At 69.7% G+C, this 20,734-nt stretch carries 24 protein-coding genes and 1 tRNA gene; 10 read left to right on the forward strand and 15 right to left on the reverse strand.

The features are described from left to right. Positions 1-110: 110 nt before the first annotated feature. From MODMU_RS28495 to MODMU_RS12295, 10 genes are all read right to left on the reverse strand, one after another. A complete protein-coding gene (locus tag MODMU_RS28495; RefSeq protein ID WP_041795224.1) occupies positions 111-341 on the reverse strand; it encodes an excisionase family DNA-binding protein in 231 nt (76 codons plus the stop codon). Between the two features lie 978 nt (positions 342-1,319). Next, on the reverse strand, positions 1,320-2,378 hold the full coding sequence (locus tag MODMU_RS12250; RefSeq protein WP_014740567.1) for an IS110 family RNA-guided transposase: 1,059 nt from the start codon (positions 2,376-2,378) through the stop codon (positions 1,320-1,322). Positions 2,379-2,788: 410 nt separating this feature from the next. Continuing rightward, positions 2,789-3,382 carry a hypothetical protein gene (locus MODMU_RS27040; protein WP_014740570.1) on the reverse strand — a complete coding sequence of 198 codons (594 nt, stop codon included), beginning with the start codon at positions 3,380-3,382 and terminating at the stop codon, positions 2,789-2,791. 384 nt (positions 3,383-3,766) lie between these two features. Next, a complete protein-coding gene (locus MODMU_RS12260; protein ID WP_041795227.1) occupies positions 3,767-4,156 on the reverse strand; it encodes a hypothetical protein in 390 nt (129 codons plus the stop codon). Positions 4,157-4,466: 310 nt separating this feature from the next. Next, positions 4,467-4,871, reverse strand: coding sequence for a hypothetical protein (locus MODMU_RS12265; RefSeq protein ID WP_166503475.1), 405 nt, complete (start codon positions 4,869-4,871; stop codon positions 4,467-4,469). Positions 4,872-5,246: 375 nt separating this feature from the next. After that, on the reverse strand, positions 5,247-5,744 hold the full coding sequence (locus MODMU_RS12270; protein ID WP_051143980.1) for a hypothetical protein: 498 nt from the start codon (positions 5,742-5,744) through the stop codon (positions 5,247-5,249). A gap of 206 nt (positions 5,745-5,950) precedes the next feature. After that, a complete protein-coding gene (locus tag MODMU_RS12275; RefSeq protein ID WP_014740574.1) occupies positions 5,951-6,214 on the reverse strand; it encodes a hypothetical protein in 264 nt (87 codons plus the stop codon). A 182-nt stretch (positions 6,215-6,396) separates the two neighbouring features. Further along, entirely contained in the window at positions 6,397-6,588 is a 192-nt protein-coding gene (locus MODMU_RS12280; RefSeq protein WP_014740576.1) for a hypothetical protein, read from the reverse strand. Positions 6,589-7,542: 954 nt separating this feature from the next. Then, positions 7,543-8,838, reverse strand: coding sequence for a hypothetical protein (locus MODMU_RS28500; protein WP_014740579.1), 1,296 nt, complete (start codon positions 8,836-8,838; stop codon positions 7,543-7,545). A gap of 57 nt (positions 8,839-8,895) precedes the next feature. Continuing rightward, positions 8,896-9,135, reverse strand: a complete 240-nt coding sequence (locus MODMU_RS12295) for a hypothetical protein (RefSeq protein WP_014740580.1) — start codon at positions 9,133-9,135, stop codon at positions 8,896-8,898. 287 nt (positions 9,136-9,422) lie between these two features. On the opposite strand from MODMU_RS12295, the gene MODMU_RS12300 reads away from it, so the two are divergent. Continuing rightward, on the forward strand, positions 9,423-9,623 hold the full coding sequence (locus MODMU_RS12300; RefSeq protein WP_014740581.1) for a hypothetical protein: 201 nt from the start codon (positions 9,423-9,425) through the stop codon (positions 9,621-9,623). A 143-nt stretch (positions 9,624-9,766) separates the two neighbouring features. Here the strand turns inward: MODMU_RS12300 and MODMU_RS12305 are convergent, their stop codons facing one another. After that, positions 9,767-10,321: a hypothetical protein gene (locus MODMU_RS12305; protein WP_014740583.1), complete on the reverse strand. Its 555-nt coding sequence runs from the start codon at positions 10,319-10,321 to the stop codon at positions 9,767-9,769. A 35-nt stretch (positions 10,322-10,356) separates the two neighbouring features. Here MODMU_RS12305 and MODMU_RS12310 point away from each other — a divergent pair, with 35 nt between their 5' ends. Further along, on the forward strand, positions 10,357-11,460 hold the full coding sequence (locus MODMU_RS12310; RefSeq protein WP_014740584.1) for a 5'-nucleotidase: 1,104 nt from the start codon (positions 10,357-10,359) through the stop codon (positions 11,458-11,460). A 605-nt stretch (positions 11,461-12,065) separates the two neighbouring features. After that, the gene (locus MODMU_RS12315; RefSeq protein WP_014740585.1) at positions 12,066-13,268 is read left to right on the forward strand and encodes a tyrosine-type recombinase/integrase; all 1,203 of its coding nucleotides are present in this window, start codon (positions 12,066-12,068) and stop codon (positions 13,266-13,268) included. Positions 13,269-13,377: 109 nt separating this feature from the next. Here the strand turns inward: MODMU_RS12315 and MODMU_RS12320 are convergent. Continuing rightward, positions 13,378-13,462, reverse strand: a tRNA-Leu gene (locus MODMU_RS12320). Between the two features lie 90 nt (positions 13,463-13,552). Here MODMU_RS12320 and MODMU_RS12325 point away from each other — a divergent pair. Together MODMU_RS12325 and MODMU_RS12330 are read left to right on the forward strand one after the other, a co-directional pair. After that, complete coding sequence (locus MODMU_RS12325) at positions 13,553-14,881, forward strand: M20/M25/M40 family metallo-hydrolase (RefSeq protein ID WP_014740588.1); 1,329 nt, start codon at positions 13,553-13,555, stop codon at positions 14,879-14,881. Positions 14,882-14,900: 19 nt separating this feature from the next. After that, positions 14,901-15,701, forward strand: a complete 801-nt coding sequence (locus tag MODMU_RS12330) for an SDR family oxidoreductase (RefSeq protein WP_014740589.1) — start codon at positions 14,901-14,903, stop codon at positions 15,699-15,701. A 3-nt stretch (positions 15,702-15,704) separates the two neighbouring features. Here MODMU_RS12330 and MODMU_RS28505 read toward each other — a convergent pair whose 3' ends face one another. Further along, the gene (locus MODMU_RS28505) at positions 15,705-16,481 is read right to left on the reverse strand and encodes a GAF and ANTAR domain-containing protein (protein ID WP_166503476.1); all 777 of its coding nucleotides are present in this window, start codon (positions 16,479-16,481) and stop codon (positions 15,705-15,707) included. Positions 16,482-16,560: 79 nt separating this feature from the next. Here MODMU_RS28505 and MODMU_RS12340 point away from each other — a divergent pair, with 79 nt between their 5' ends. Beyond that, on the forward strand, positions 16,561-17,517 hold the full coding sequence (locus tag MODMU_RS12340; protein ID WP_014740591.1) for an NADPH:quinone oxidoreductase family protein: 957 nt from the start codon (positions 16,561-16,563) through the stop codon (positions 17,515-17,517). A 79-nt stretch (positions 17,518-17,596) separates the two neighbouring features. Here MODMU_RS12340 and MODMU_RS12345 read toward each other — a convergent pair whose 3' ends face one another. After that, on the reverse strand, positions 17,597-17,800 hold the full coding sequence (locus MODMU_RS12345; protein WP_014740592.1) for a DUF5703 family protein: 204 nt from the start codon (positions 17,798-17,800) through the stop codon (positions 17,597-17,599). A gap of 127 nt (positions 17,801-17,927) precedes the next feature. On the opposite strand from MODMU_RS12345, the gene MODMU_RS12350 reads away from it, so the two are divergent. Beyond that, positions 17,928-18,182: a hypothetical protein gene (locus MODMU_RS12350; RefSeq protein WP_014740593.1), complete on the forward strand. Its 255-nt coding sequence runs from the start codon at positions 17,928-17,930 to the stop codon at positions 18,180-18,182. A gap of 9 nt (positions 18,183-18,191) precedes the next feature. On the opposite strand, the gene MODMU_RS12355 is transcribed toward MODMU_RS12350, so the two are convergent. Continuing rightward, on the reverse strand, positions 18,192-19,190 hold the full coding sequence (locus tag MODMU_RS12355) for a Vgb family protein (protein ID WP_051143982.1): 999 nt from the start codon (positions 19,188-19,190) through the stop codon (positions 18,192-18,194). Between the two features lie 112 nt (positions 19,191-19,302). Here MODMU_RS12355 and MODMU_RS12360 point away from each other — a divergent pair, with 112 nt between their 5' ends. From MODMU_RS12360 to MODMU_RS12370, 3 genes are read left to right on the forward strand one after another with little or no spacing between them, the layout of a single operon-like run. Then, on the forward strand, positions 19,303-19,803 hold the full coding sequence (locus MODMU_RS12360) for a hypothetical protein (RefSeq protein WP_014740595.1): 501 nt from the start codon (positions 19,303-19,305) through the stop codon (positions 19,801-19,803). Continuing rightward, complete coding sequence (locus MODMU_RS12365; protein ID WP_014740596.1) at positions 19,800-20,294, forward strand: hypothetical protein; 495 nt, start codon at positions 19,800-19,802, stop codon at positions 20,292-20,294. Before MODMU_RS12360 ends, MODMU_RS12365 begins: the two co-directional genes overlap by 4 nt. 11 nt (positions 20,295-20,305) lie before the next feature. Beyond that, positions 20,306-20,734: a hypothetical protein gene (locus tag MODMU_RS12370; protein WP_166503477.1), complete on the forward strand. Its 429-nt coding sequence runs from the start codon at positions 20,306-20,308 to the stop codon at positions 20,732-20,734.

Genomic DNA, 20,734 nt, shown 5'->3' on the forward strand with positions numbered 1-20,734 from the left:
GATCGGTATCACGAGATGGAGGGGAACATGCCGGATGTTCCGGTCCCATGTCGATGAGCTGAGCCCCGAGACGGACGACGTACGCGGGCTGACTCGAGTCGCCGGCGGGCTCAGGCGACGGTGGGGGAGTCCTGCGGTGCTCCGCTGCTGGAGTCGATGACGCCGAGACGCGCGAGCAACGGGAGGCGGGGGATGAGAAGCCGTCGGCCCACCCGGAGGACTGGCAGCTCGCCACACTGCACCGCACGTGACACGGTTCGGGCATCGACACCGAGCACGGCTGCTGCGTCGGCGATGGTGATGACGGCGGACCGGCAGGCCCTGAGCTCTTCGAGGTCCATACGGCTCTCATCCTCCGCGCGTCGTCGTGGGCCCACGGCGATCGCCACCGTGCTGCGCCGAAGCTGGGCCTCAGTGGGAGAGGCGTCGGTTGCAGACCGGTCACTGACAGGTAGGCGGCGCACGTTGCCGCCGTGCCCGCGCGCCGGCGGGATGACGTCGCCATGAGTGATCAGCAAGAACGAGCGACGTGGCATGGGAACAGGGCTCGCTCTGGGCGCCCCGCGGCGGACAGGTCACCCCTGGCTGGGCCACCGGCCCCTGTGTGGGGGCACGGGACGATGGAATGCCCGGACCCAGGGACGTCGGCGGTAGGCATCGACGACGGCGTCGATCGCCACGGCCAGGTCGTTGAGATCTCGGTCGTAGATGCGGCCGTCGTCGATCTGGCAGGCAAGCTCATGGAGAAGTCGTGGCCAGTCTTTGCGTGTCGGCTGTATCGGCACCGGGACCTTGACGGTGCGCTCGACGAGGTGGGTCGCTGACAGGCCCGAGGCGGCCGCGCGGGACTGCTCCCACGCCCGCTGGCGACAGGAGGGAGAACACCACTTCGGGATGCGGCCCCGGTCCTTCACCGCGATGGGGCCGCCACACCAGCCGCACGTGCGCGTTTCGAGACGTCGGAGCCGGCTTTCCGCTGGCCCATCTGAGGCGAGCCAGTCGGTCGATTCTTCACCTGGATGGTGTGTGCCCGACCTTGAGCGATCGACGGCGGGAATCGCCGACCTGGACGGCTTGGACCGGCGTCGTCGCGGCATGCAGGAACCAGGCGCGCTTCCGTCGTCGTCGGTGTCGCCCAGTCGTCACGACGTAAAGAGAATCCAGAGTGAGCTCCTATGTGTCAACGCTGGTCGGGCGTAGCGTCCGGTTCGGCGGTGGGTGCGGTGGACTGGCCGTAGCGAAGATCAGGTTCGGGACTGCAAGCCTGTCGCGCAGCTGGCTTCGGCCGTAGAGACGCGTCCCGTTTGCCGCTGCCGCACTCACCGTCCCGGTGCGGCGGCGCCGGCCAGCTCCGGTAGCGGGTGAGCCGCGAGGTCGTCCTGCAGGGTCTTGTAGACGACGTCGGAGAGTCGTCGTTTGAGGCAGCGCAGGGCTTCCCGGCTGGTCTTCCCTTCGGCGCGTTTGCGCAGGTAGTAGGCCCGGCCCTCGGTGTCGGCGCGGATCTGGGTGATCGCGATCGTGTAGAGCACCCGGTTCAAGGTTCGGTTGCCTGAGCGGTTGAGCCGGTGCCGGGTGGTGCGCCCGGAGGAGGCCGGGATGGGGGCGGTGCCGTTGGCGGCGGCGAAGGCGTGCCGGGAGCGGTAGCGGCGGATGTCGGCGACCTCGCCGAGGATGGTGGCCGCGCCCACCGGGCCGACGCCGTAGAGGTCGGTCAGCCCGGTCTCGACCTCGGCGATCGCGGTGGCGATCAGCCCGGTGAGGTCCCGGATCTCGGCGGTGAGCTGGGCCAGGCGGATCAGCCGGCGGCGGGTCAGCTGCGCCCGCACGCTGGTGTCGCCGTCGAGCAGGTCTTGCGCGGCGGTGAGGAACGTCGGGGCGGTCAGCCGGGGGATGGTGGCCTGGTAGCCGGGCAGCAGGCCGTGCAGCTCGGAGTGGGTGCGGTTGGCCAGCGCGGTGCGCTCGGCCACCAGCTGGGCGCGGTAGTCCGCCAGCGCCCGCAGGTCCGCGGCCACGCCGATGGCCAACCGGACCGCCGGCAGCCCGGCCTCGCGGGCGGTGATCCGGGCGATGGCGACCGCATCGACCGGGTCGGTTTTGCCCTGCCCGGGCCGGCCCGAGCGTTCCCGGCTGGTCAGGCTCGGTGGTACTTCCACCACCTCCAGCCCGCCGGTGAGCACGAGGCGGACCGCGGCACCGCGGCCGTAGTTGCCCGAGCCCTCGATGCCCACCCGGGTCACCGTGTGCTCCTCCAGCAGCAGTTCCAGAGCGTCGAAGCCGGCCTCGGTGTTGGCCAGCTCAGTGACCACCGCCGGGCGGCCGGTGTCATCGATGACCGCGACGGCGAGGGTGTCTTTGTGGGTGTCGATCCCGGCGAGCATGCGTCTCCATCCCGGTCCAGCGAGCTGGCGAACCGCCGGTGCCCGGGCGCAGCGCATGCATCTGCGGGCCGCCGTGAGCCCATGCTCCTATCAAGCGTCAGCCGCCCGGACCTCGGCGAACGTCACCGGCGGGCACTCACTACGAAGGCCACGACAGAACACGGCGGGCAGCAAAAGGTCGAGCCTCGCCGGTGACGCCCGCGAGCACCCCGCCTCGGTGACGGAGCCCGTCTATTACCGCAGATGCATGAGGTGTGTCAGTCATGATCTTGTCTGATGACGGCGCGGGCGGGGAGGGGAGTCGATGCCTCGCCAGGCCGGGCCAAGTCTCGGCGGCATCCAGGCGCTGCCTCTATGGACAACTGAGCACCCACCTGCCATCTGACGGGGCTCGTGCGCAGCTCCACATGTCAACTCGTGAAGATCGACGAGTTGTACTCGAACCCAGGCGTCACCTCGACGACCAGGTCCCCAGGGTCCGTCGCGGTGAATGCGACCTCGAAGGTGACCGATCGGCCCGGCAGCAGAGTTGTAGAAGGCGCACCCGCTATCCCGTTGGCGCTGTCGTAGATTTGCTCTTCCGGAGAAGTGCCGGATTGCACCGAGGCCGAGAAGATCGCCGGGTCGTAGTTCGCGGAGGTGCCGTTGGTGATCGTGATCGACAGAGTCACTGCGGCCTTGCCAGGGGTGTTGCCAGCGGCGCTGTCGGAGGGCTGAAAGTCCTCTGGCGGGGCGACGGCGACCTCTAAGCCGTCGGTGTACGTGAAGGTTTGGCCGAACTTGCCAACACTCGACGCGCTGGAGGCTGCTGCCTCGGCGGTCGCCCGTGCCTGGGATGCGGCAGCTTGATCTTCGGCGGCCTGGCTGGCTGCGCTCGCCACGGTGTCCCCGGGGGTGTACGGGGCGAGGCTTGTCGCTGAAGCCTCGGCGCCTGAATCGGACCCGGTGCAGCCGGTCAAGGCAAGCAGACCGGCAGCGGTCAGGACGAGTGCTGTGCGCTTCATGTCATTCCCTCGTGCGGTAGTGGCCGCCGGAAGATGGCGGCCGGCTCGTCCGATCACGCCTAACTCGCCAAACTTCACCGAGCGTTGGACACCATTCCAGGGCCGTGCCCAACGGTCGGGTTGGCGCGAACGGCATCCAGTTCGGCTTGCAGATGTAGAGGCGCTCGGCCCGGACCTGTATGCGGTGTCGGGTTAGAGCGATGCCGCCACAGCCGCCTAGTGCCCGGCTTGACCCTGAGGTAGGCAGCCGCCGCGACGGGCCCGAGTAGGACTGGGGCTGCGGAAGTCGTCCCTAAACGGTCCACCTGGGACACCGCCCTAGCTGACGGCGATGAGGAATGGTGGATCCCTTTGCCGATGCATCCTCTTCCACCATCGGCGCGCCTACAAAGCAGAAGCGGGCTCAGGACTGGGGTTGGCTGCCGGTGCAACTGGAGCGGTGACCACCCCATCCGGCGTGGTGGGCCGCATGGACGTCGCGATGTGCAGGGCCAGTCCAAGGACGACCAGTACGGCAAGCGCAGGCAGCCGCTCGTCCGTCACGGAGTCGTTCTGCTGCTGGGCAATGACGGTCAGCAGGTCCTTCGCCACCCAGCCGTTGACCACCTGTTGCTGTGGCGCACCCTCAGTGCGCGCCTCGTTCAGTTCGTAATCGGACAGCGCGCTCGCAATGTCCGAGGATCGATCGCTGGACTCGTCAGGTGCCATTGCGAACCAGATGACGACGGCGGCGAGCGCAAGCACGATGGCGCCAACTCGACGGACAAGGGGCACAGTCGCTCCTCATGAACGGGACGCACTCGACGCCCGATGCGTTACGTGGTCGTTCCGGTTATCGACCGCTCCGCGCCGCACTCGCGTCGAGCCGAGTTAAATCGGTCACCGTGGTGAGCCTGACCTTCGCGCGTCCTCGAGTGATGACTCGACGGTCAGTGCAACGGCCGAGGTACCGCTCCGCGTGGTGCCGCGACCGGTGTACTGGAGCGGCCCACTCAGGGGCAGGTGGCGGCAGGTGCGCAAAGTCAAGGCCAGCCTCCGTGGGTGGCCGCGGGCCTCCGCGTGATGCCCTCGATCTCGACGTGGCTCAGCCGGGGCCGACGGTGTCGGCAGCCCCGAGGAACCAGCCGATCCTGGCGCGGTGGACAAGGTCGACGGTGAGCTCGACGACCCATCTGGCTGGGCCGGTGGTGGCCAACTGCTCGTCCTCGGGGAAGGTCCGCGGCATCCCCAGCAGGCCCAGTGGCCAGGCGATGCAGAGCAATGCGGCGTCCCGCGGATCCCGCAAGCTTGCGACCCGTTGTGGCAGCTCCTCATCCCGCGCGGTGCGCTCACTCCGGTGGTCGACGTAGGGCTGTCGCCCCACCCAGCGGCGGGGGCGTTCAGTCCAGCTACCGAGACGGAGGTGCTCATCACGCAGGTCGTACTGGTCTACGCCAGGACGCACGAGTGCGTCCCGCAGCGTCCCGCCGGCCCCGACCCAGTCCGTCACCCAGCGATCGGCCGGCGCAAAGTGTGTCGGGCTCGCATCTAGCTCAACCGAGTCAGCCACATCGGTCAATCTGTCCCGTAGGACCATCTCGACAGCGATCGCCCCTCGTACTGCGATCGGGGTAACCAGGTCATCGGTGAGGCGTCCTCGAGGGTCAAGGGCCAAGCCGGCCAAACGCATCGCTACTGACTCGGTCCAATCAACCACGAGCACATGATCACCCAACCAGGAACGACCCGGGTTGTGAGAGCGAACTGCTGTAGCGCACCGCCCGTTGCCGAGCAGCGCGGCGGCCCCTGCCCCTGCACCCCTGCGGGCGACTGGCGCGGCTGTCTCTGAGCGGCCCACTTTGGGGGCACCCTCACGGGGCTGTAGTCAGACGTTGATGAGGCTGTGCCGGAGGGTCGTGAGCAGTCCGACGTGATGGGTCAGCAGTTGGGGCCGGTGGCCATCCGGGCGGAACGCGGCGAGGTAGCCGGCTGCGGTCCAGATGTCATCGCCGTCATCGGTGGCCAGAAGTGCTTGCCGGATCGCTGGATCGGCAGCAAGGCGTCGCACCCGCGGGTCGTCTGCGTTGGCGAGCACTCGCCAGCGAGCGTCAAAGAGCTCATCGCCGGTGGGCACCTGGATCAGCAGGTCGGGGTTGTGCGACCAGAGCCGGGCGGGCGTCCAGCGGATCCTCGGCAGCTCGTCCGGTATGCCGATCGCGGTGACGGCCCACTCGGCGATCCACCCGGTGGAGGCATTGACGGCGATGTCGAAGGCCAGTGCGTCGGTGTCGCCGATGTGCCCGGCCATGACGTTGCGTGGATGGTGGTCGCGGTCGATCCGCCGGGCCGGGGCGCTGCGCACCAGCTCCGCGGCGTCGCTCATTCGGGGGTCAGCCTGGTCGAGTGACTGCCAGCCTTGGTCGCGGGCCCAGGCGGCAGCGCCACCGCGATCGGCCTGACTGGCGAATGCGTTGTCGCCGGGTCCTCGGCTGTGCCCTCGGCTCAACCCGGAACCGTTTGTACCCGGGCCGCCGAACGCACGCTGCGGCTGACCGAAGTGCGGGTGCTCCGGCTCCACGGGGGTCCCACTCACCGAAGCCGCCGGCTCTGCAGTCGCTTTGCGTAGACGCGGAGCACGACGGCGGTGGCCGCCCACACGATGAAGAAGACCACTGCCGTTGACCAGCCGGCCATAAAGTATCCGAGCAGCCCGATCGCGGCAGCGATCGCCAGCGACTTGAGTGCCCAGCTAGCTGTCGTGCCGCTGCCGTACCGGCCTATGACCTGGTTCTCGCTGTGGCGGCGGGCGTTGACCGCCGCCGCCTCGTACCGAGCCTTGTCCTGTTCACCCATGACGGTTGCCTGCCCCTCGTCAGCACGCGCAGCGCGATGATCTTGAGGGTGACCATAGGGTCAGTCGCTCCTCCTGCCATCTCGGACGGCTGCCCGACTGGCCCGACGAGTTCCACCGGCCCGCGTTCCTGGGGGCAGCCGTCCGTGCAGCCGGGCTTCCGGATGTGTCCCCGAGCGGCCCACTATGGGCGATGGCTGCGACTCGGCCGGTCCGGCATCAAGGCAGCGGTCATGAAGGACGCAAGCCCGCCGTAGAACGCAAAGCCATCGTCGAACAACCACCAGACAACGACCGCGACAACCAGCCCCACGAGCAGGGCGGGCAACAGGCGCGTCTTGACGCCTGCCCAATACGCCTCGCCTGGTCGCTGCACGCAAGGAACGTAGCGGTCCCGCAGTAGCCGAGCACAGGCGAGACGCCCTCGGCGAAACTGTCAAACTGTCCTCAAGCGGCCCACTTGAGGACACCCCTGGGTTCCAGGGGCCCCTGGCCTCAGTACGGCTTGCGATCACCGAGGGACGAGCTGTTGCACTCCCGTTGCGCCCTCTTGAGCCGCCAACTAGCCCATGCATAACCGATCATGGCGAGAACAACGCCTGCCATGGTGTACGCCCAAGACGTCCGCCTCCAGGGAGCGTCGAACAGCCCAAAACTGGCTTGTAGGAACAAGCAGGCGAAGGCGATGACGCGCATCGCCCACCCCAGCCGCTTGAGGCCTCTCACCGTCACCACAGGCTGGACAGTAGGTGTCCAGGTCTCGTCACCCCAGCGGTCGAGCGACGCTCGCTCGGCCCTTCGCCCGTCTGGGTGAACGGCGGAACGGCAGTCGCCGGTTGTCCCTGAAGCCGCCCTGTGGGCGGTGTCCCTGAGCGGCCCACTATGGGACACCCGTGAGCTGAGCGTTGGGGTTGGCCGCACAGTCGAACCGGCGACGCCGCTGGCGCCTATTCCTCTGACAGCCCGGGGAACCAGTTGACATTCGCCTTTGTGGCGGCGTCGGTGAGCTGCCAGCCACCAGGCATCAGTTAGCGGGACTACTTCTGTCGACCTTGCATCGCTTGAACACCGAGGCCCACGCTGCCGCTGAGTAGCTGAATGGTAACTAGCAGAACGATCATCCATCTGACTGCCGATATGTCGGGCCAAATGTCGGCTAGGACCAACAGGGATGCCAAGACGACTCCAGTTCCGGGCAAGATGAAGGGGCCGCACAAAAAGTAGAAATTTGCTATCGGGAGGTGTGTTGATTGGCTGACCACATACAGTCCACCAACTAGGAACACCAGCGCGACCGTGGTGGCGACGGAGTAGAAGTCGGGATGTTGCATCAGGCCGGGCTGATTACGACGGCCCGCCCGACAACTGCCGTCCGGTGTTGACTTCTTTCTTTAGTGGTGACCGTCGAGCTGACTGGAATCACTCTCGGGTCGGCCTCTACTCGCGAGTCCACAAGTGCGATGACGGCATCTCGAACCTTCGCTATCGCGCGCACTTCTTCGACTCGATTGGAGATCGGCTGAATCCACTTCTCGATGCGCGACACGTACGACTCGTGCAGGAAGATGGGGGCTGGATCCTCCTTGTCGATGGTCTCCCAGTGCTCCGGCGGCATCAACCGGAACTTGCCTGAAGGTCCCGGAAACTCGCTCGCGGCGTTCGGCTCGATCCATCCCTGTTGGAGCACGGCCGAGTCGACATCTCCTTGGTATCCGCGAATCTCTCGGGAACCCTCCACCCACATAAACCGGACCGTGTGAAGGTCCTCATCGGAGGAGCTCTTACGCCGTTGGAGCTCGTCATCAATCCTGGCCCGCTCGGCCGCGAGGTACTGCCACTGACGACCTATAGGCAAGGCGGGTCCGTCGTTCGCTGCGTCGGGTGACAGTGCTCGAAGTCCACTTGTGACGACCGCAAGGCGACTTTCCAGGTCGCTGATCGCGGTGGTTACCCGAGAGCTAGGCTTGTTCTCGGAGGACCGCTCATCGGTCGTGGACGTGCCTTCCCGAGTCGCCGGGTCTTCTCCAAGGAAGTCTCGAATGTTCACACGATTATGCGTTGGCGGCAATGCTGGCGTGTTTCCTCTAACTGGCGGTAGCTGGAATTTCGGCTTGCCATAGATGCGACGGAGCAGGTCGTCCAATCCATCTTCGTCAAAAGAATCAACCCGCACCCGCGTCAACCGACCACGAAGACGGTTCGGGATGTCAGCCGCGTCAACGCCAGGCAGCAAGACCAGGATGACCTTCCGGTCGAAGGCATCCCGGTCCGTCTCGAACAAGCCCAGCAACTCGTCGGCTTCAGCGGTCGCTCCCGCGCCACGAGTCGGCGCTTCGGTGCCACTGAAGCGCCGGATCCATGCCTTGTTTACCGCCACGAGCACGAAGTCGCTGGTGCGCACCTTCTCGGGTCCCCAGCGGGACCAGTCCACCGGCTCTGCACCGTGAACGAAGTCGATGTCAGCGTCCACGCCTCCGATGGTTCGCAGATGCGTCACGAGGTCCAGCACCGTGCCTAGCCACAGCTCGTCGGCCTCCCGCCTCGCTGCGCCCTTGGGCAGCGGGGCCCCAGCGTCAGAGTCGTGTGCCCAACTGATAAGGGCGGTTGGCGCTGCTTCTTCGGTCACCTGTGCACCGTATGCAGTCCTACTGACCGATGCCGACCGAAGGAGTTTCGGCGAGTCTCAGGCAGCGTCCGGTCGAAGTGACAGATCGATCTTGCGGCCCTTGCGGCTGGGCAGGGTGCGGACCCGGAAGGTGCGGCGGGTCGTATCGATGATCTCGATGTGGCCGTTCGGGTGAACGGTCACCTGCACGGCTTCCGTTAGCCGCCAGAACCGGCGGCCGTCCGCGTGGGTCCACGTGGGCTCCACCGTGTCGAAGTACGTGGAGGCCGGAGTCGGATCCGGGGTCAGCTCGGGCATGCGCCCCAGCGTGAGCCGGGGCGCGACACGCCGTGAATACGCGGCGCCGCTCATATGGCTGCTCATCAGGAGCCGTCGTCGAACACTGCGCCTCCTGACACGTCTATGACCGCGTGCCGTCCCCCGGGTCCTGCAGCGCTTTAGGGGACATGGTGGCGCGCTTACGGCACGGTCCCGCAGAATCCGCTTGCTGCTCGTTGGCGGCTCACGACGGGACGCCGTGTAGGCAGTCGCGCAGGACCGGCCGCGTTGCGTCGGCCTAAGGGAACCATCCCGAGGAGGAGATCGTGGTCAAGGCCCTGAACGCCGCCGGCGTAGTCCTTGTGCTGGTCACGCTGGTCGTCTACTACCAGTACGGGGTGCGCGTAGACGAGGAACAAACCACGGGGAACGTCTTCGCCATAGAAGTCCTCATCTACCCACTGCTGGCCCTGGTCGCCTTCGTCAGTGCTGCCCTTGTAGCGCACAGGAAAAAGCAGCACCAGTGAGCCTGGTGACCCCCAGCCGCCTCCGAGGCTGTCCTCGAACGGCCCACTTCGGGACGCGGTCGCGACAGCTCATCGGCGCTCAGGTCGAGGACGCAACGGCATACCTTTACAACTCGATAGAGCCACCGCGGAGAGCGTGCGAGTTATACGCCCGGGCCATCCTCCGCGGGCTCGGTTGCAGTGCGTCGCCGCTCCTGCATGCGGGCGATCGTGCGCATTCGGTGGTGTCGCTGGCAGACGACCTCGCACTTGCCGATCTCGGCCTGGATGACGGCCAGGCTGTAGGCGCCGGCCACGAGCTGGGACACTGCCTCGACCTTCGTCCCTCGCACGTGGTCGAACTCCAGCAGCCACGGCTCGTCGCCCTTGAAGCCACACTCGACGCAGCCGGTCGCCAGCTTGATCGCGTTCACGTAGTCGTTGTTGCGCGCGACGATGCCGACCTTGTCGATCCGCCGCTGCGCCTTGTTCGCGCGAGCAGCCTGGCGCGCAGCGGCGCGAACCCTCTCCGGGTATCTGGCCCGGTACCGGTTGGCCCGGCCGCGGCCAGCACCAGGGTTTTTGGCGTACCGCTCGCGGGACTCCGCGCGGCAGCACTCGAGGCACCGGTCGGCGTACCCGTCGACGGACCGTGTCCGGACGCCGAACTCCTCGATGGTCTTGAGCCGGTTGCATCCCAGGCAGGACTTCTTGATCATGCAGATGTCCTACCTGTACCGGCCGACGTAACCTGTTGGCGCTTGGTCCGTGGCGAACGAGTGGGCCAAGCGTTCACCTCGGACGACGATCGCCCATAACCGGTGACTCAAGCGCTCGCTGCCCACCGTGTGGTGGGCAGCGCGCGCCCCACCGCCGACATCGAGCAGACGTCCGAGCCAGGGAGCCCCAGATTCCGTACGACCTCAGCAGCAGCCTCGTCATCGGCATCGCGTCAAGCGCCCTCTTCGACCTCGCACAGTCCGACGAGGTCTTCCGGAATCAGGGAGAGGCCGCCTATCGCGACTACCAGGACAAGCACATCAACGACCCTCTTGACCCTGGGGTCGCCTTCGCCTTCACGCAGCGCCTGCTGTCGCTTAACGACCTTGGTGAGGCAGATGGCGCACCCCTAGTTGAGGTCATCGTCATGTCGCGCAACGACCCGTTCACCGGTCTTCGCGTCATGCGGTCGGCTCAGCATCACGACCTTGCCATCAGCCGCGCGGTCTTCATGCAGGGGCGCTCGCCCTACAAGTTCATGCCCAGCTTCAATATGTCGCTCTTTCTCTCCGCCAGCGAAACCGATGTCCGTGAAGCAACAGAGCTCGGGCTCCCGGCGGGTCGCGTCCTGGAGTCCTCGGCGGTGAACGACGAGGACGACGACCTACGGATCGCCTTCGACTTCGACGGTGTCCTCGCTGATGACCAGTCCGAGCGGGTCTACCAAGCGGATGGGATGGCGGCCTTCCATGAGCATGAAGTGTCGAACGACGTCACCCCGCACAACCCAGGCCCACTGCGAGATTTCCTTGCCAAGATCAACGCCATCCAGAGGCGCGAGGAGGAGCGTCGCCAAGCGGATCCCGATTACAAGATCAGGGTCCACGTCTCGATCGTCACGGCACGAAATGCCCCATCCCATGAGCGGGCAGTCCGCAGCTTAATGAAGTGGGGTGTGACGGTGAATGACGCATTTTTCCTGGGAGGAATCGACAAGGGCAAGGTGCTAGAGATACTCCGCCCTCACATCTTCTTCGACGACCAGATGGGCCACCTGGACTCGGCCTCCCGAGTCGTGCCGAGCGTGCACATCCCCTACGGCGTGACCAATAGCCCTTCGCTGATGGACGAGTCGTAGACCGCTGATCCCAGAAGGCTGCCAGTGCTGCATCCACTCGAGGATCGGCCAGTCCGACCTGATCGCTGATCCAGAGGGGCAGCGCCGCCGCGGCATCCCCCTGACATATCCCGTCCGGGCTTTCAGCCTGCCGAACGGACTTGAGCAACGGTTGCCGGTGAACGGTTATTCGAGCATCGTGGGCGTTCGCATGGTCAGGTCCCTCCCAGACGGAGATCTCGCGTCACTCCCCTGTCCCTGAGGCCGCCTTTAGGGACATTTCGACTCCGGCGCCGTCAGCGTCAGGTCGACGGCTGGCGCCGTCGTCCGCCGGCTACCTCGACCATGTCCCAGCGGTGGCTGGTCACTCCATCGCGGCTCGCCCGTCCGCCTCACCAACCGGTGACCGTCGAACCGTTGGTGGCTCGCTGGACTTCACCAGTCGCCTAGAGCTACGTCACCCTCACCCCGGGCGGGGTGACATCTCCATGTCCCCAGGCGCAGTGTCGTTGCACAGATCTGTAAGAAGGCCCCGCAGCGTCAGTATCCGGTGATTGGCTCGGCCGTTCGCGTCAGGCGGCTGCAGTACTGCGCGCCTGACCTCCGACCGGTGGAGGGGTGAGCTGATGGGCACGACGAAGCGGCGGCAGGCCGGCGAAGGTGGGATTAGCGAGTACCAGACGAAGGCCGGGCCACGGTTCCTGATCAAGTACCCGGTGCTGCAGGAGTACGGGACCAAGCGCGTCGTCCTCAAGCGTGGCTACAAGACCAGGCGCGACGCCGCCTCAGCCCTGCGCGCAGAAATCCGCAGGATGGAGACGGGAGAGTGGGTCAACCCGTCCAAGCAGCCGTTGGCGGCCTACCTGTCCGAGTGGCTCGACGGTCAGCGGCTGGCGCCGGCCACGCTCGCCAGCTATCGGAAGAACGTCCGTTTGCACGTCGTGCCCCGCCTGGGTGCTGTACCGATGGACCGGCTCACCGGCACTGCCGTGGACGCCTGGATGCGCGAGCTGGAGGTCTCCGGCCGCGCTGACGGGCAGGGCGGACTGTCACCCCGCACGGTGCGTTACGTCTACACGATCCTGCGGTCAGCCCTCGCCGACGCGGTGAAACACGGCCGGCTCGCCGTGAACCCGACCGACAGGTCCACCCCGCCCAGTCCGTCGCAGGCTCGGCCACCGGAGATGCACGCCTGGACCGCACCGGAGCTCGCCCGGTTCCTACGCTGGGCCGACGAGCACGACTCCGACATCGCCATGGCCTATCGGCTGCTCGCCTACACCGGCATGCGCCGCGGTGAGGCGCTCGCACTGCGGTGGCGCGACGTCGACCTGGACGCTGGCCGGGTCGCCGTCCGGCGCAGCGTGGGCGTGGTCAAGGACAAGGGGAAGGGCGAGCAGCTGGTCGAGGGCGCCACGAAGAGCGGCCAGTCCCGCGTCGTCGACCTCGATGCCGGCACGGTGGCGGCGCTGCACGCCTACCGAGCGGTCCGCGGCTCGATCGCGTTGGACCTCGTCCGGGACACAGCCCTGGTGCTGGGCACGCTGGCCGGCGGGCACCGTCACCCGGAGCGGTTCTCCCGCCAGTTCGTCGACCACCAGCTGCAGGCTCGCAGGGCGCTGGGGGAGGAGCAGCTGCCGGTCATCCGGCTGCATGACCTGCGGCACACCCACGCCACGCTGCTGCTGGCCGCCGGCGAGCCGGTCAAGGTCGTCTCCGAACGGCTCGGCCACGCGAGCGCGACCATCACGCTCACCGTGTACCAGCACGTGCACCCCGGAATGGGCCGGCAGGCGGCCGACCGGTTCGCCGCACTGCTCGACGGCTGAGCGCAGCGCCGGGGCCGCGAAGTATCAAATTGGTATCACGAGGCCCTTCCGGGCCCTGAAACGGAGCCACCCCGGGCTCCTGACCTGCAGGAACACCGGGGTGAGACTGTGTCCGAGGGGGGACTTGAACCCCCACGCCCGATAAAGGGCACTAGCACCTCAAGCTAGCGCGTCTGCCATTCCGCCACCCGGACGAGGTGGACGCCCTCCGTGGAGGGGCCGGGGAAGAGCATAACCGAGGCTCCCATCGGCCCGGCAGAGCCCCCGGTGGCAGGATCGTCGGCATGTCGGAGACGAACCCCACGCCGCTCGCCGGTGCCCAGGCCGAGGTCGCGGAGCTGCTCTCCGACCTCATCCGGATCGACACCACGAACACCGGTGACACCGCCACCAGCGCGGGGGAGCGCAAGGCCGCCGAGTGGGTCGCGGCCAAGCTCGACGAGGTCGGCATCAGCAGCGTGATCCACGAGTCCGAGCCCGGCCGGGCCAGCCTGGTCGCCCGGGTCGAGGGCACCAACCGCGACCGCCCGGCCCTGCTGGTGCACGGCCACCTGGACGTCGTCCCGGCCGACCCGACCGAGTGGAGCGTCCACCCGTTCAGCGGCGAGGAGCGCGACGGCTACGTGTGGGGCCGCGGCGCGGTCGACATGAAGGACATGGACGCGATGACCCTCGCGCTGGTCCGCGACTGGGCCCGCACCGGCGTCAAGCCCGACCGCGACATCGTGCTGGCCTTCGTCGCCGACGAGGAGGCCGGCGGCCGCAAGGGCGCGCACTACATGGTCGACCACCACGCCGACCTGTTCGAGGGCTGCACCGAGGCGATCAGCGAGGTCGGCGGTTTCAGCATCACCGTCCGCGACGACCTGCGCCTCTACCTGGTGCAGACCGCGGAGAAGGGGCTCGCCTGGCTGAAGCTGACCGCCGGCGGCAAGCCCGGCCACGGCTCCTTCGTCCACGACGACAACGCCGTCACCCGGCTGGCGCAGGCCGTCTCCCGGATCGGCTCCACCCGGCTGCCCACCGTGCTCACTCCGCCGATGCGCCAGTTCCTGGACGAGGTCAGCGACGCCTACGGCATCGAGATCGACCCCGACCAGCCCGAGGAGGCTCTCGCCAAGCTCGGCAGCATCAGCCGGATGATCGGCGCGGCGCTGCGCAACACGGCCAACCCCACGATGCTCGACGCCGGCTACAAGACCAACGTCATCCCCGGCACCGCCAGCGCGACCATCGACGGCCGCTTCCTGTACGGGCAGGAGGCAGCTTTCGAGGAGCAGCTCGACGAGCTGATCGGCGAGGGCGTGACCCGGGAGTGGCTGGTCCACGACCAGGCCGTCGAGACGACGTTCGACGGGCCGACCGTCGACCTGATGGTCGCCGCGCTCAAGGCCGAGGACGCCGGCGCCCGCCCGGTGCCGTTCACCATGAGCGGCGGCACCGACGCCAAGAGCTTCGAGACCCTGGGCATGCGCTGCTTCGGCTTCTCCCCGCTCAAGCTGCCCGCCGACCTGGACTTCGCCTCGCTGTTCCACGGCATCGACGAGCGGATCGCGGTCGACTCGCTGCACTTCGGCATCCGGGTGCTGGACCGGTTCCTCCGCCAGGTCTGAGACGTGGTGTGATCCAGCGGTGACCGACACCACGATCGCCCCGGGCAGCGTCGCCCTGATCACCGGCGGGACGGGCGGTTTCGGCCGCGCCCTCGCCGCGCTCCTGCGCGAGCGGGAGGTGACCGTCGTCCTCGCCGACCTGGACACCGAGGCCAACCGGCAGACCGCCGAGGGCCTGGGCGCGCACTTCGTCGGGCTCGACGTCACCGACCGGGCCGCCAACGCCGCCGTCGTCGCCTCGGTCGAGGCCGAGCACGGCCGGCTGGACGCCGCCTTCCTCAACGCCGGCATCGCCGGCAACAGCCGCGACACCCTGGACGTCGACGAGTTCCTGCACGTGGTCGACGTCGACCTGTTCGGCGTCGTCTACGGCACCGAGGCGGCGCTGCCGGCCCTCCGGCGCGCCGGCGGCGGCTCGATCGTGGTGACGGCGTCGCTGGCCGGGCTCGCCCCGGTCGCCACCGACCCGGGCTACAGCGTGGCCAAGGGCGGCGCCATCGCCTTCGTCCGCTCGCTGGCGCCGCGGCTGGTCGGCGACGGGATCACCATGTCCGCCATCTGCCCCGGCTTCGCCGACACCGCGATCATCGACCCGCTGCGCGAGGAGTTCGCTGCGGCCGACTTCCCGGTGCTGTCGGCCGACGAGGTCGCCTCGGCCATGCTGGCCGCGTGGGCCGGCGCCGAGCCGGGGGCCGCCTACGTCGTCCAGCCCGGGGTCGGCGCTGTCCCGTACAAGTTCAAGGGCGTCCCGGCGGCCCGGACGGCGAGCGGCGAGACCGCGGTCGTCCCGCAGGCGCTGATGCCGCCGTCGTTGCGCTGACCCTCAGAGGTCCAGCGAGCCGGTGAACACGATCTGCTCGGCCAGGGTGCGCATCTTGGTGTTGCGGCGCTGACTGGCCTCGGCGAGCCAGCGCTGCGCGGCGTCGTCGGTCAGTGCCTTCCGGGCCATCACGATGCCGATGGCCATGGCGATGGTCCGGTTGCTGACCAGGGCGGCCTCGAGGTGGCGCTGGCGTTCCTCCGCCACCGCACGGGCGGTGACGGCGGCGTCGAGGGCGGCGGTGTCCTGCTCCCGGGCCGCGGCGGCGGCGACCAGGTCGGCGGCCAGCCCGAGCACCGTCAGCTCCTCGGGCTCGAACCGGGGCCGGGTGCGCGAGCCCACCGACAGCGTGCCCAGCAGGGTGGCCCCGGCGGTCAGCGGGAAGCTCGCGTAGGCGGTGGCGTCCAGCTCGCGGGCGAGCGCGAGCCGGGGGTCGGGGTCGGCGTCCACCCGGCCGTGCGCCTCGGGACGCCGCTGCTGCGCGACCATCCCGCAGACGGCCTCACCGAGGTGCACCACCTCCAGCGCGGGCAGGTGCCGGGCGGCGATGCCGGTGGTGTCGTGCAGGGTCAGCGCCCGCTCGGCCGGCGCCGCCTCGTACCGGACCGAGAAGTCCACGGCATAGGGCCGGGCCAGGTCGTCGACCAGCCGTTCGACCATGGCGGCGGACCCGGCACCGGCGGTCAGGTCGGCGCCGAGCCGGGTCAGGGTCGTGAGCGGGGCGTGCACGGTGCGGGCCTCCTGGGTCAGGGGACGCTCGAGGGCGGATCGGTTGTGCACGATCCAACGGTGGTGCCACACCAGTGTTTCCCGCTCACCCGGGTGACCCCGGTCACCGGTGCTCTGGCAGGGTCGGGGCATGCGCGCATGGCGAGTCCACTCCCTCGGCGACCCGGCCGAGGTCATGTCCCTCGACGAGGTCGACCAGCCGACGCCCGGAGACGGCCAGCTGCTGGTCAAGGTGCGGGCGGCGGGGCTCAACTTCCCCGACGTGCTCATGGCCATGGGCCAGTACCAGGAGCGCCCGCCGCTGCCGTTCACCCCGGGCGTCGAGATCTGCGGCGAGGTCGTCGGCACCGGCCAGCGGGTGCTCGGCTCGCCCGCCGGCGGGCCCGGCGGCTTCGCCGAGTACGCGCTGATGGACGCCGCCGCGGCCTTCCCGGTGCCCGACGGCATGTCCGACGAGCAGGCCGCCGCGCTGCACCTGACCTACCAGACCGGCCACGTCGGGCTGCACCGTCGCGCCGCCCTGCAGCCGGGGGAGGTGCTGCTCGTGCACGCCGGCGCGGGCGGCGTGGGCTCGGCCGCCATCCAGCTGGGCAAGGCCGCCGGTGCCACGGTCATCGCCACCGCCGGCGGGGAGCGCAAGACCGAGGTCTGCCGCTCCCTGGGCGCCGACCACGTCATCGACTACACCGCCGAGGACTTCGTGCCCCTGGTCAAGGAGATCACCGGTGGCCGCGGGGCTGACGTCGTCTACGACCCGGTGGGCGGCGAGGTCTTCGACAAGTCGCGCCGGTGCATCGCCTTCGAGGGCCGGCTGGTCGTCGTCGGGTTCACGAGCGGCACCATCCCGCAGGCGCCGGTCAACCACGCGCTGGTGAAGAACTACAGCATCGTCGGGCTGCACTGGGGGCTGTACCGCAAGCACGACCCGGCGCTGTTCGGGCAGGTGCACGACGAGCTGTGCCGGTTGTTCGCCGCCGGGCAGATCGCCCCGCTGATCGGCCAGACGCTGCCGCTGGCGGAGCTGCCGCAGGCGATGGCCGCGATCGCCGACCGCAGCACGGTCGGCAAGGTCGTCCTGAAGCCGTGATGCGTGGATTCCGCTGGTCCGTCGGCCCCGCTGCAGGGGCCCGCCGCGAGCGTGCGAGCGGTGGGGGGCAGCGGGGTCCTCACACCATGGGGCGGGGCAGGTAGGACAGCCGCATCCGGCGCCGCATGATCACCTTGCGGGTGCCGTCGGCGTGCAGCTGCAGGCGGGCCAGCTCCCAGCCGCCGGTGTCGGACTGCATGCTCATCAGCTGCGCAGCCGCCGAGCGCGAGGTGCCCGCCGGGATGCGCAGCGGGGCGTACTCGTACTCGCCGGGTGCTGACACCCGCCCGATTGTGCCTGCCGGACGCCTCCAGGTCATGTGGTGGTCGCCACGACGACGTCCACGGGTGTCAGCGGGGCGGTCCCCGGGCAGGCTGTCCACGACCGCAGCAGACCAGGAGGAGCACCTGATGACCGACCCCGAAGCGACCGACGCCGACGTCCAGGAGCAGCAGCAGCTGGCGACCCCGCCGGTGCCCGAGCTCGCCGACGAGGTGGCCCCGCCGGCCGACGACGTCCCGGAGGCCGACGGCATCGAGCAGCAGCTGTCGGCGGTCCCGGGCAGCAGCGGGGGCCGGCGGGCCGCTGACCCGGAGGCCGACGAGTACGACGTCCTGGAGCAGCAGGCCGCGGTGCCCGCCGACGAGGACGACGTCCGGGACTGAGGTCCGGGCTCAGCGCGGGTCGACGAGCTGCAGCTCGCCGGTCGCCCGGCTGCCGACGAAGACCCGCCCGGAGCTGGGGTCGACGGCGACCGTGTTCGGCTGGCGGACGGTGGGGAGGCGGGCCACCTCGGTGAGCTCGTCCCCTGCCGTCGACAGGCCGACCACCTCGTTGGTGGCGGTCAGCGTCACCCACAGCACCTGGTCGGTGGCGTCGTAGGCGAGGCCATAGGGAGTCCCCGGGAGCGGGAGCTCGGCCACCTGCTCGAGCGGGTCGGCGGAGAAGGTGAGGACGGCGTCGCCCCGGGTGTCGGCGACGAGGAACCGGCCGCGGGAGTCGGTGACCAGGTGGGTCGGGCCCGCGCCGGCGTCCACGACGTCCAGCAGCTCCCCGGCCGCGACGTCGTAGCTGGTCAGGGTGAACGCCCCGACGTCGACCACGCCGGCGGTGTCGCCGACGACCGCCACACCACCGGGCTGCTGCTGGCTGGTGAACGTGCGGGTCACCCGGCCGGCGTCGACGACGCTGAGCGTGCCGCCCTTCTCGTCGCCGACCAGCACCTGCCCGCCGGCCACCTGAGCCGCGTCGTGCGGGTAGCTGCCCACCGCCGTCTGCGTGGTCTCCCCGCCGGGGAGTGCCACCTCGACCAGCGCGTTGGCGTCCTCGGCCGGCACCAGCACCGGGCCGCCGGGGGCGGCGAGCTGCAGGTGCCGGGCGTGCCCGGGCAGCGGCACCTCGCGGACGGTCGTCCCGTCGCGGTCGGTCGGCAGCAACCGGTCGGGGTCGCGGACGGCGACGGCGAGCAGCCCGGTGACCGGGTCGAAGACCATGCCCTCGGCGTCGGGGTCCAGCGGGACGACCGTGCCGGCGGGGTCGACGGTGAGCGCGGGGGAGTCGGCGGGCTCGGCGGCCTTCGGCGGCGACGGCTCGGCCGCCGGACCGGACGACGCACAACCGGCCAGCGCCAGGGTCAGGGGCAGCAGGACGGCGGCGATCCGAGCACCGGGCATGCCGCGATGATCGACCACGATAGGTCTTCGCCGCCGACCCGCCTGTCGGATGTGCCGGTGCCGACATCGCCCGAGCACTGCCCTGACCTGCACGGACACCGGGTCGTGCGTCATGATCATCAGCGTGCTCATGGCCGGGGTCGTCGTGCTGGTCGCCGTCGGCGGGGTCGGCTGCGGCTGGTGGCTGCCCGGCCGGGCCGGCTGGTCCCGCCGCCAGGCCCGGCTGGACCGCGACTGGCGCGGGCTGGGGGAGCGGCACCGGCTCGACCACCGGGCGCTGGCGCGGGTCCGGCGCGCCGCCTACTGGGGCCGGGCGCTGACCGACCCCGCCGAACGGGCCGCGGCGGCCGAGTGGGCGGCACGGGAGGCCGGTCGCCGGCGTGCCGCCCGGACCCGCGGCCGCCGGCTGGTCTGGCTGGGTGTGGTGCTGCTGTACGGCGCGGCGATGGCCGGCCTGGTCGCCGCCGAGGTGCTCGGGCGGCTGCCGGGGTTCCCGTGGTGGTGGGCCGTCTCGTGGGCGTGCGTCCTCGCCGTCCCGCTCACCGAGACCCGCTGGCTGGACCGGGCCGTGCGGGTCAACGGCGACGACCGCGCGCCGGTGGGCGTCCGGTGATCGCCGCTTGGGTCGCGATCGCGTTCTTCCTGGTCGTGCTGCCGCTCGGGGCGTGGTGGCTGGGCGGGCGGAGCTTCCTGGACCGGCCGAACGCGGCGGCCGAGGCGGCGGCCCTGGGCCGGACCGTGGCCCAGCGGCACGGGCTCCGCCCGGTGCAGGCGGCGCTGGTGCAGAAGGCGGTCACCTGGGGGCACCGGCTGGAGGAGCCGGCGCTGCGGGCCGCCGCCGTCGACCTCGCGGAGCAGGTGATCGACGCCCACCGGCGTCGCCGGGCGGCGCGGCCGGCGCTCAGCGGCCTGCTGGTCGTCGTGCTCGCGCTCTGGTTGTCGTTCGTCGTAGCCCGGCTGGTGTTCGCGGTCGCCGCGGGGCGCTGGGGCGACGTGAACTGGTCCACCGCCGTCCTCTACGCGGCCTGCGGCTGGTGGGCGTGGCGGCTGCACTCCGGCCCGCGGCGGGCGGTCGAGCGCAACAGCGACCCGGTGCCGCGGTGATGGTGCTGGGCGTGGTGCTCCTGCTGGCGGCGCCGATCGTGCTGGCCTGGACCCTGCCGCGCCTGGGCGTGCACCGTCCCGCCGTCAGTCACCCCGACGCCCCGGCAGGCCTGCCCGAGCGGTTCGCGCTCACCGAGGCGGAGCTGGTCGAGGTGGCCCGCGCCGTCGCGCACGGCCGGACGCTGGCGGACCGGCGGCTCCGCGCCGCCGCGGTGGACTGGGCCGAGCAGGTCGCCGGGGACCCTGAGCCGCTCCGGTCCCGCGCGGTCACCTGGGCGCTGGTCGCCGGGCTCGCCGTCCTGGGCGTGATCGCCCTCGCCCGGGGCCGCTGGGTCGTGGTGGGCATCGGCTGGACGGTGGAGTGGCAGCTCGCCGCGCTCTGGCTGGCGGGCGGGCCGCGGCGGGCTCTGGTGCGCAACGGTGGACCGCCGGCGCCCTGA

This window comes from Modestobacter italicus, assembly GCF_000306785.1.
GTDB lineage: Bacteria > Actinomycetota > Actinomycetes > Mycobacteriales > Geodermatophilaceae > Modestobacter > Modestobacter italicus.

Bases quoted from the DNA above. Each gene is read 5' to 3' on its own strand.
- MODMU_RS28495 (WP_041795224.1), bottom strand. From the start codon at position 341: ATGGACCTCGAAGAGCTCAGGGCCTGCCGGTCCGCCGTCATCACCATC.
- MODMU_RS12250 (WP_014740567.1), bottom strand. From the start codon at position 2,378: ATGCTCGCCGGGATCGACACCCACAAAGACACCCTCGCCGTCGCGGTC.
- MODMU_RS27040 (WP_014740570.1), bottom strand. From the start codon at position 3,382: ATGAAGCGCACAGCACTCGTCCTGACCGCTGCCGGTCTGCTTGCCTTG.
- MODMU_RS12270 (WP_051143980.1), bottom strand. From the start codon at position 5,744: ATGAGCGACGCCGCGGAGCTGGTGCGCAGCGCCCCGGCCCGGCGGATC.
- MODMU_RS12275 (WP_014740574.1), bottom strand. From the start codon at position 6,214: ATGGGTGAACAGGACAAGGCTCGGTACGAGGCGGCGGCGGTCAACGCC.
- MODMU_RS12295 (WP_014740580.1), bottom strand. From the start codon at position 9,135: ATGCCCGAGCTGACCCCGGATCCGACTCCGGCCTCCACGTACTTCGAC.
- MODMU_RS12305 (WP_014740583.1), bottom strand. From the start codon at position 10,321: ATGATCAAGAAGTCCTGCCTGGGATGCAACCGGCTCAAGACCATCGAG.
- MODMU_RS12315 (WP_014740585.1), top strand. From the start codon at position 12,066: ATGGGCACGACGAAGCGGCGGCAGGCCGGCGAAGGTGGGATTAGCGAG.
- MODMU_RS12325 (WP_014740588.1), top strand. From the start codon at position 13,553: ATGTCGGAGACGAACCCCACGCCGCTCGCCGGTGCCCAGGCCGAGGTC.
- MODMU_RS12340 (WP_014740591.1), top strand. From the start codon at position 16,561: ATGCGCGCATGGCGAGTCCACTCCCTCGGCGACCCGGCCGAGGTCATG.
- MODMU_RS12350 (WP_014740593.1), top strand. From the start codon at position 17,928: ATGACCGACCCCGAAGCGACCGACGCCGACGTCCAGGAGCAGCAGCAG.
- MODMU_RS12355 (WP_051143982.1), bottom strand. From the start codon at position 19,190: ATGCCCGGTGCTCGGATCGCCGCCGTCCTGCTGCCCCTGACCCTGGCG.
- MODMU_RS12360 (WP_014740595.1), top strand. From the start codon at position 19,303: ATGATCATCAGCGTGCTCATGGCCGGGGTCGTCGTGCTGGTCGCCGTC.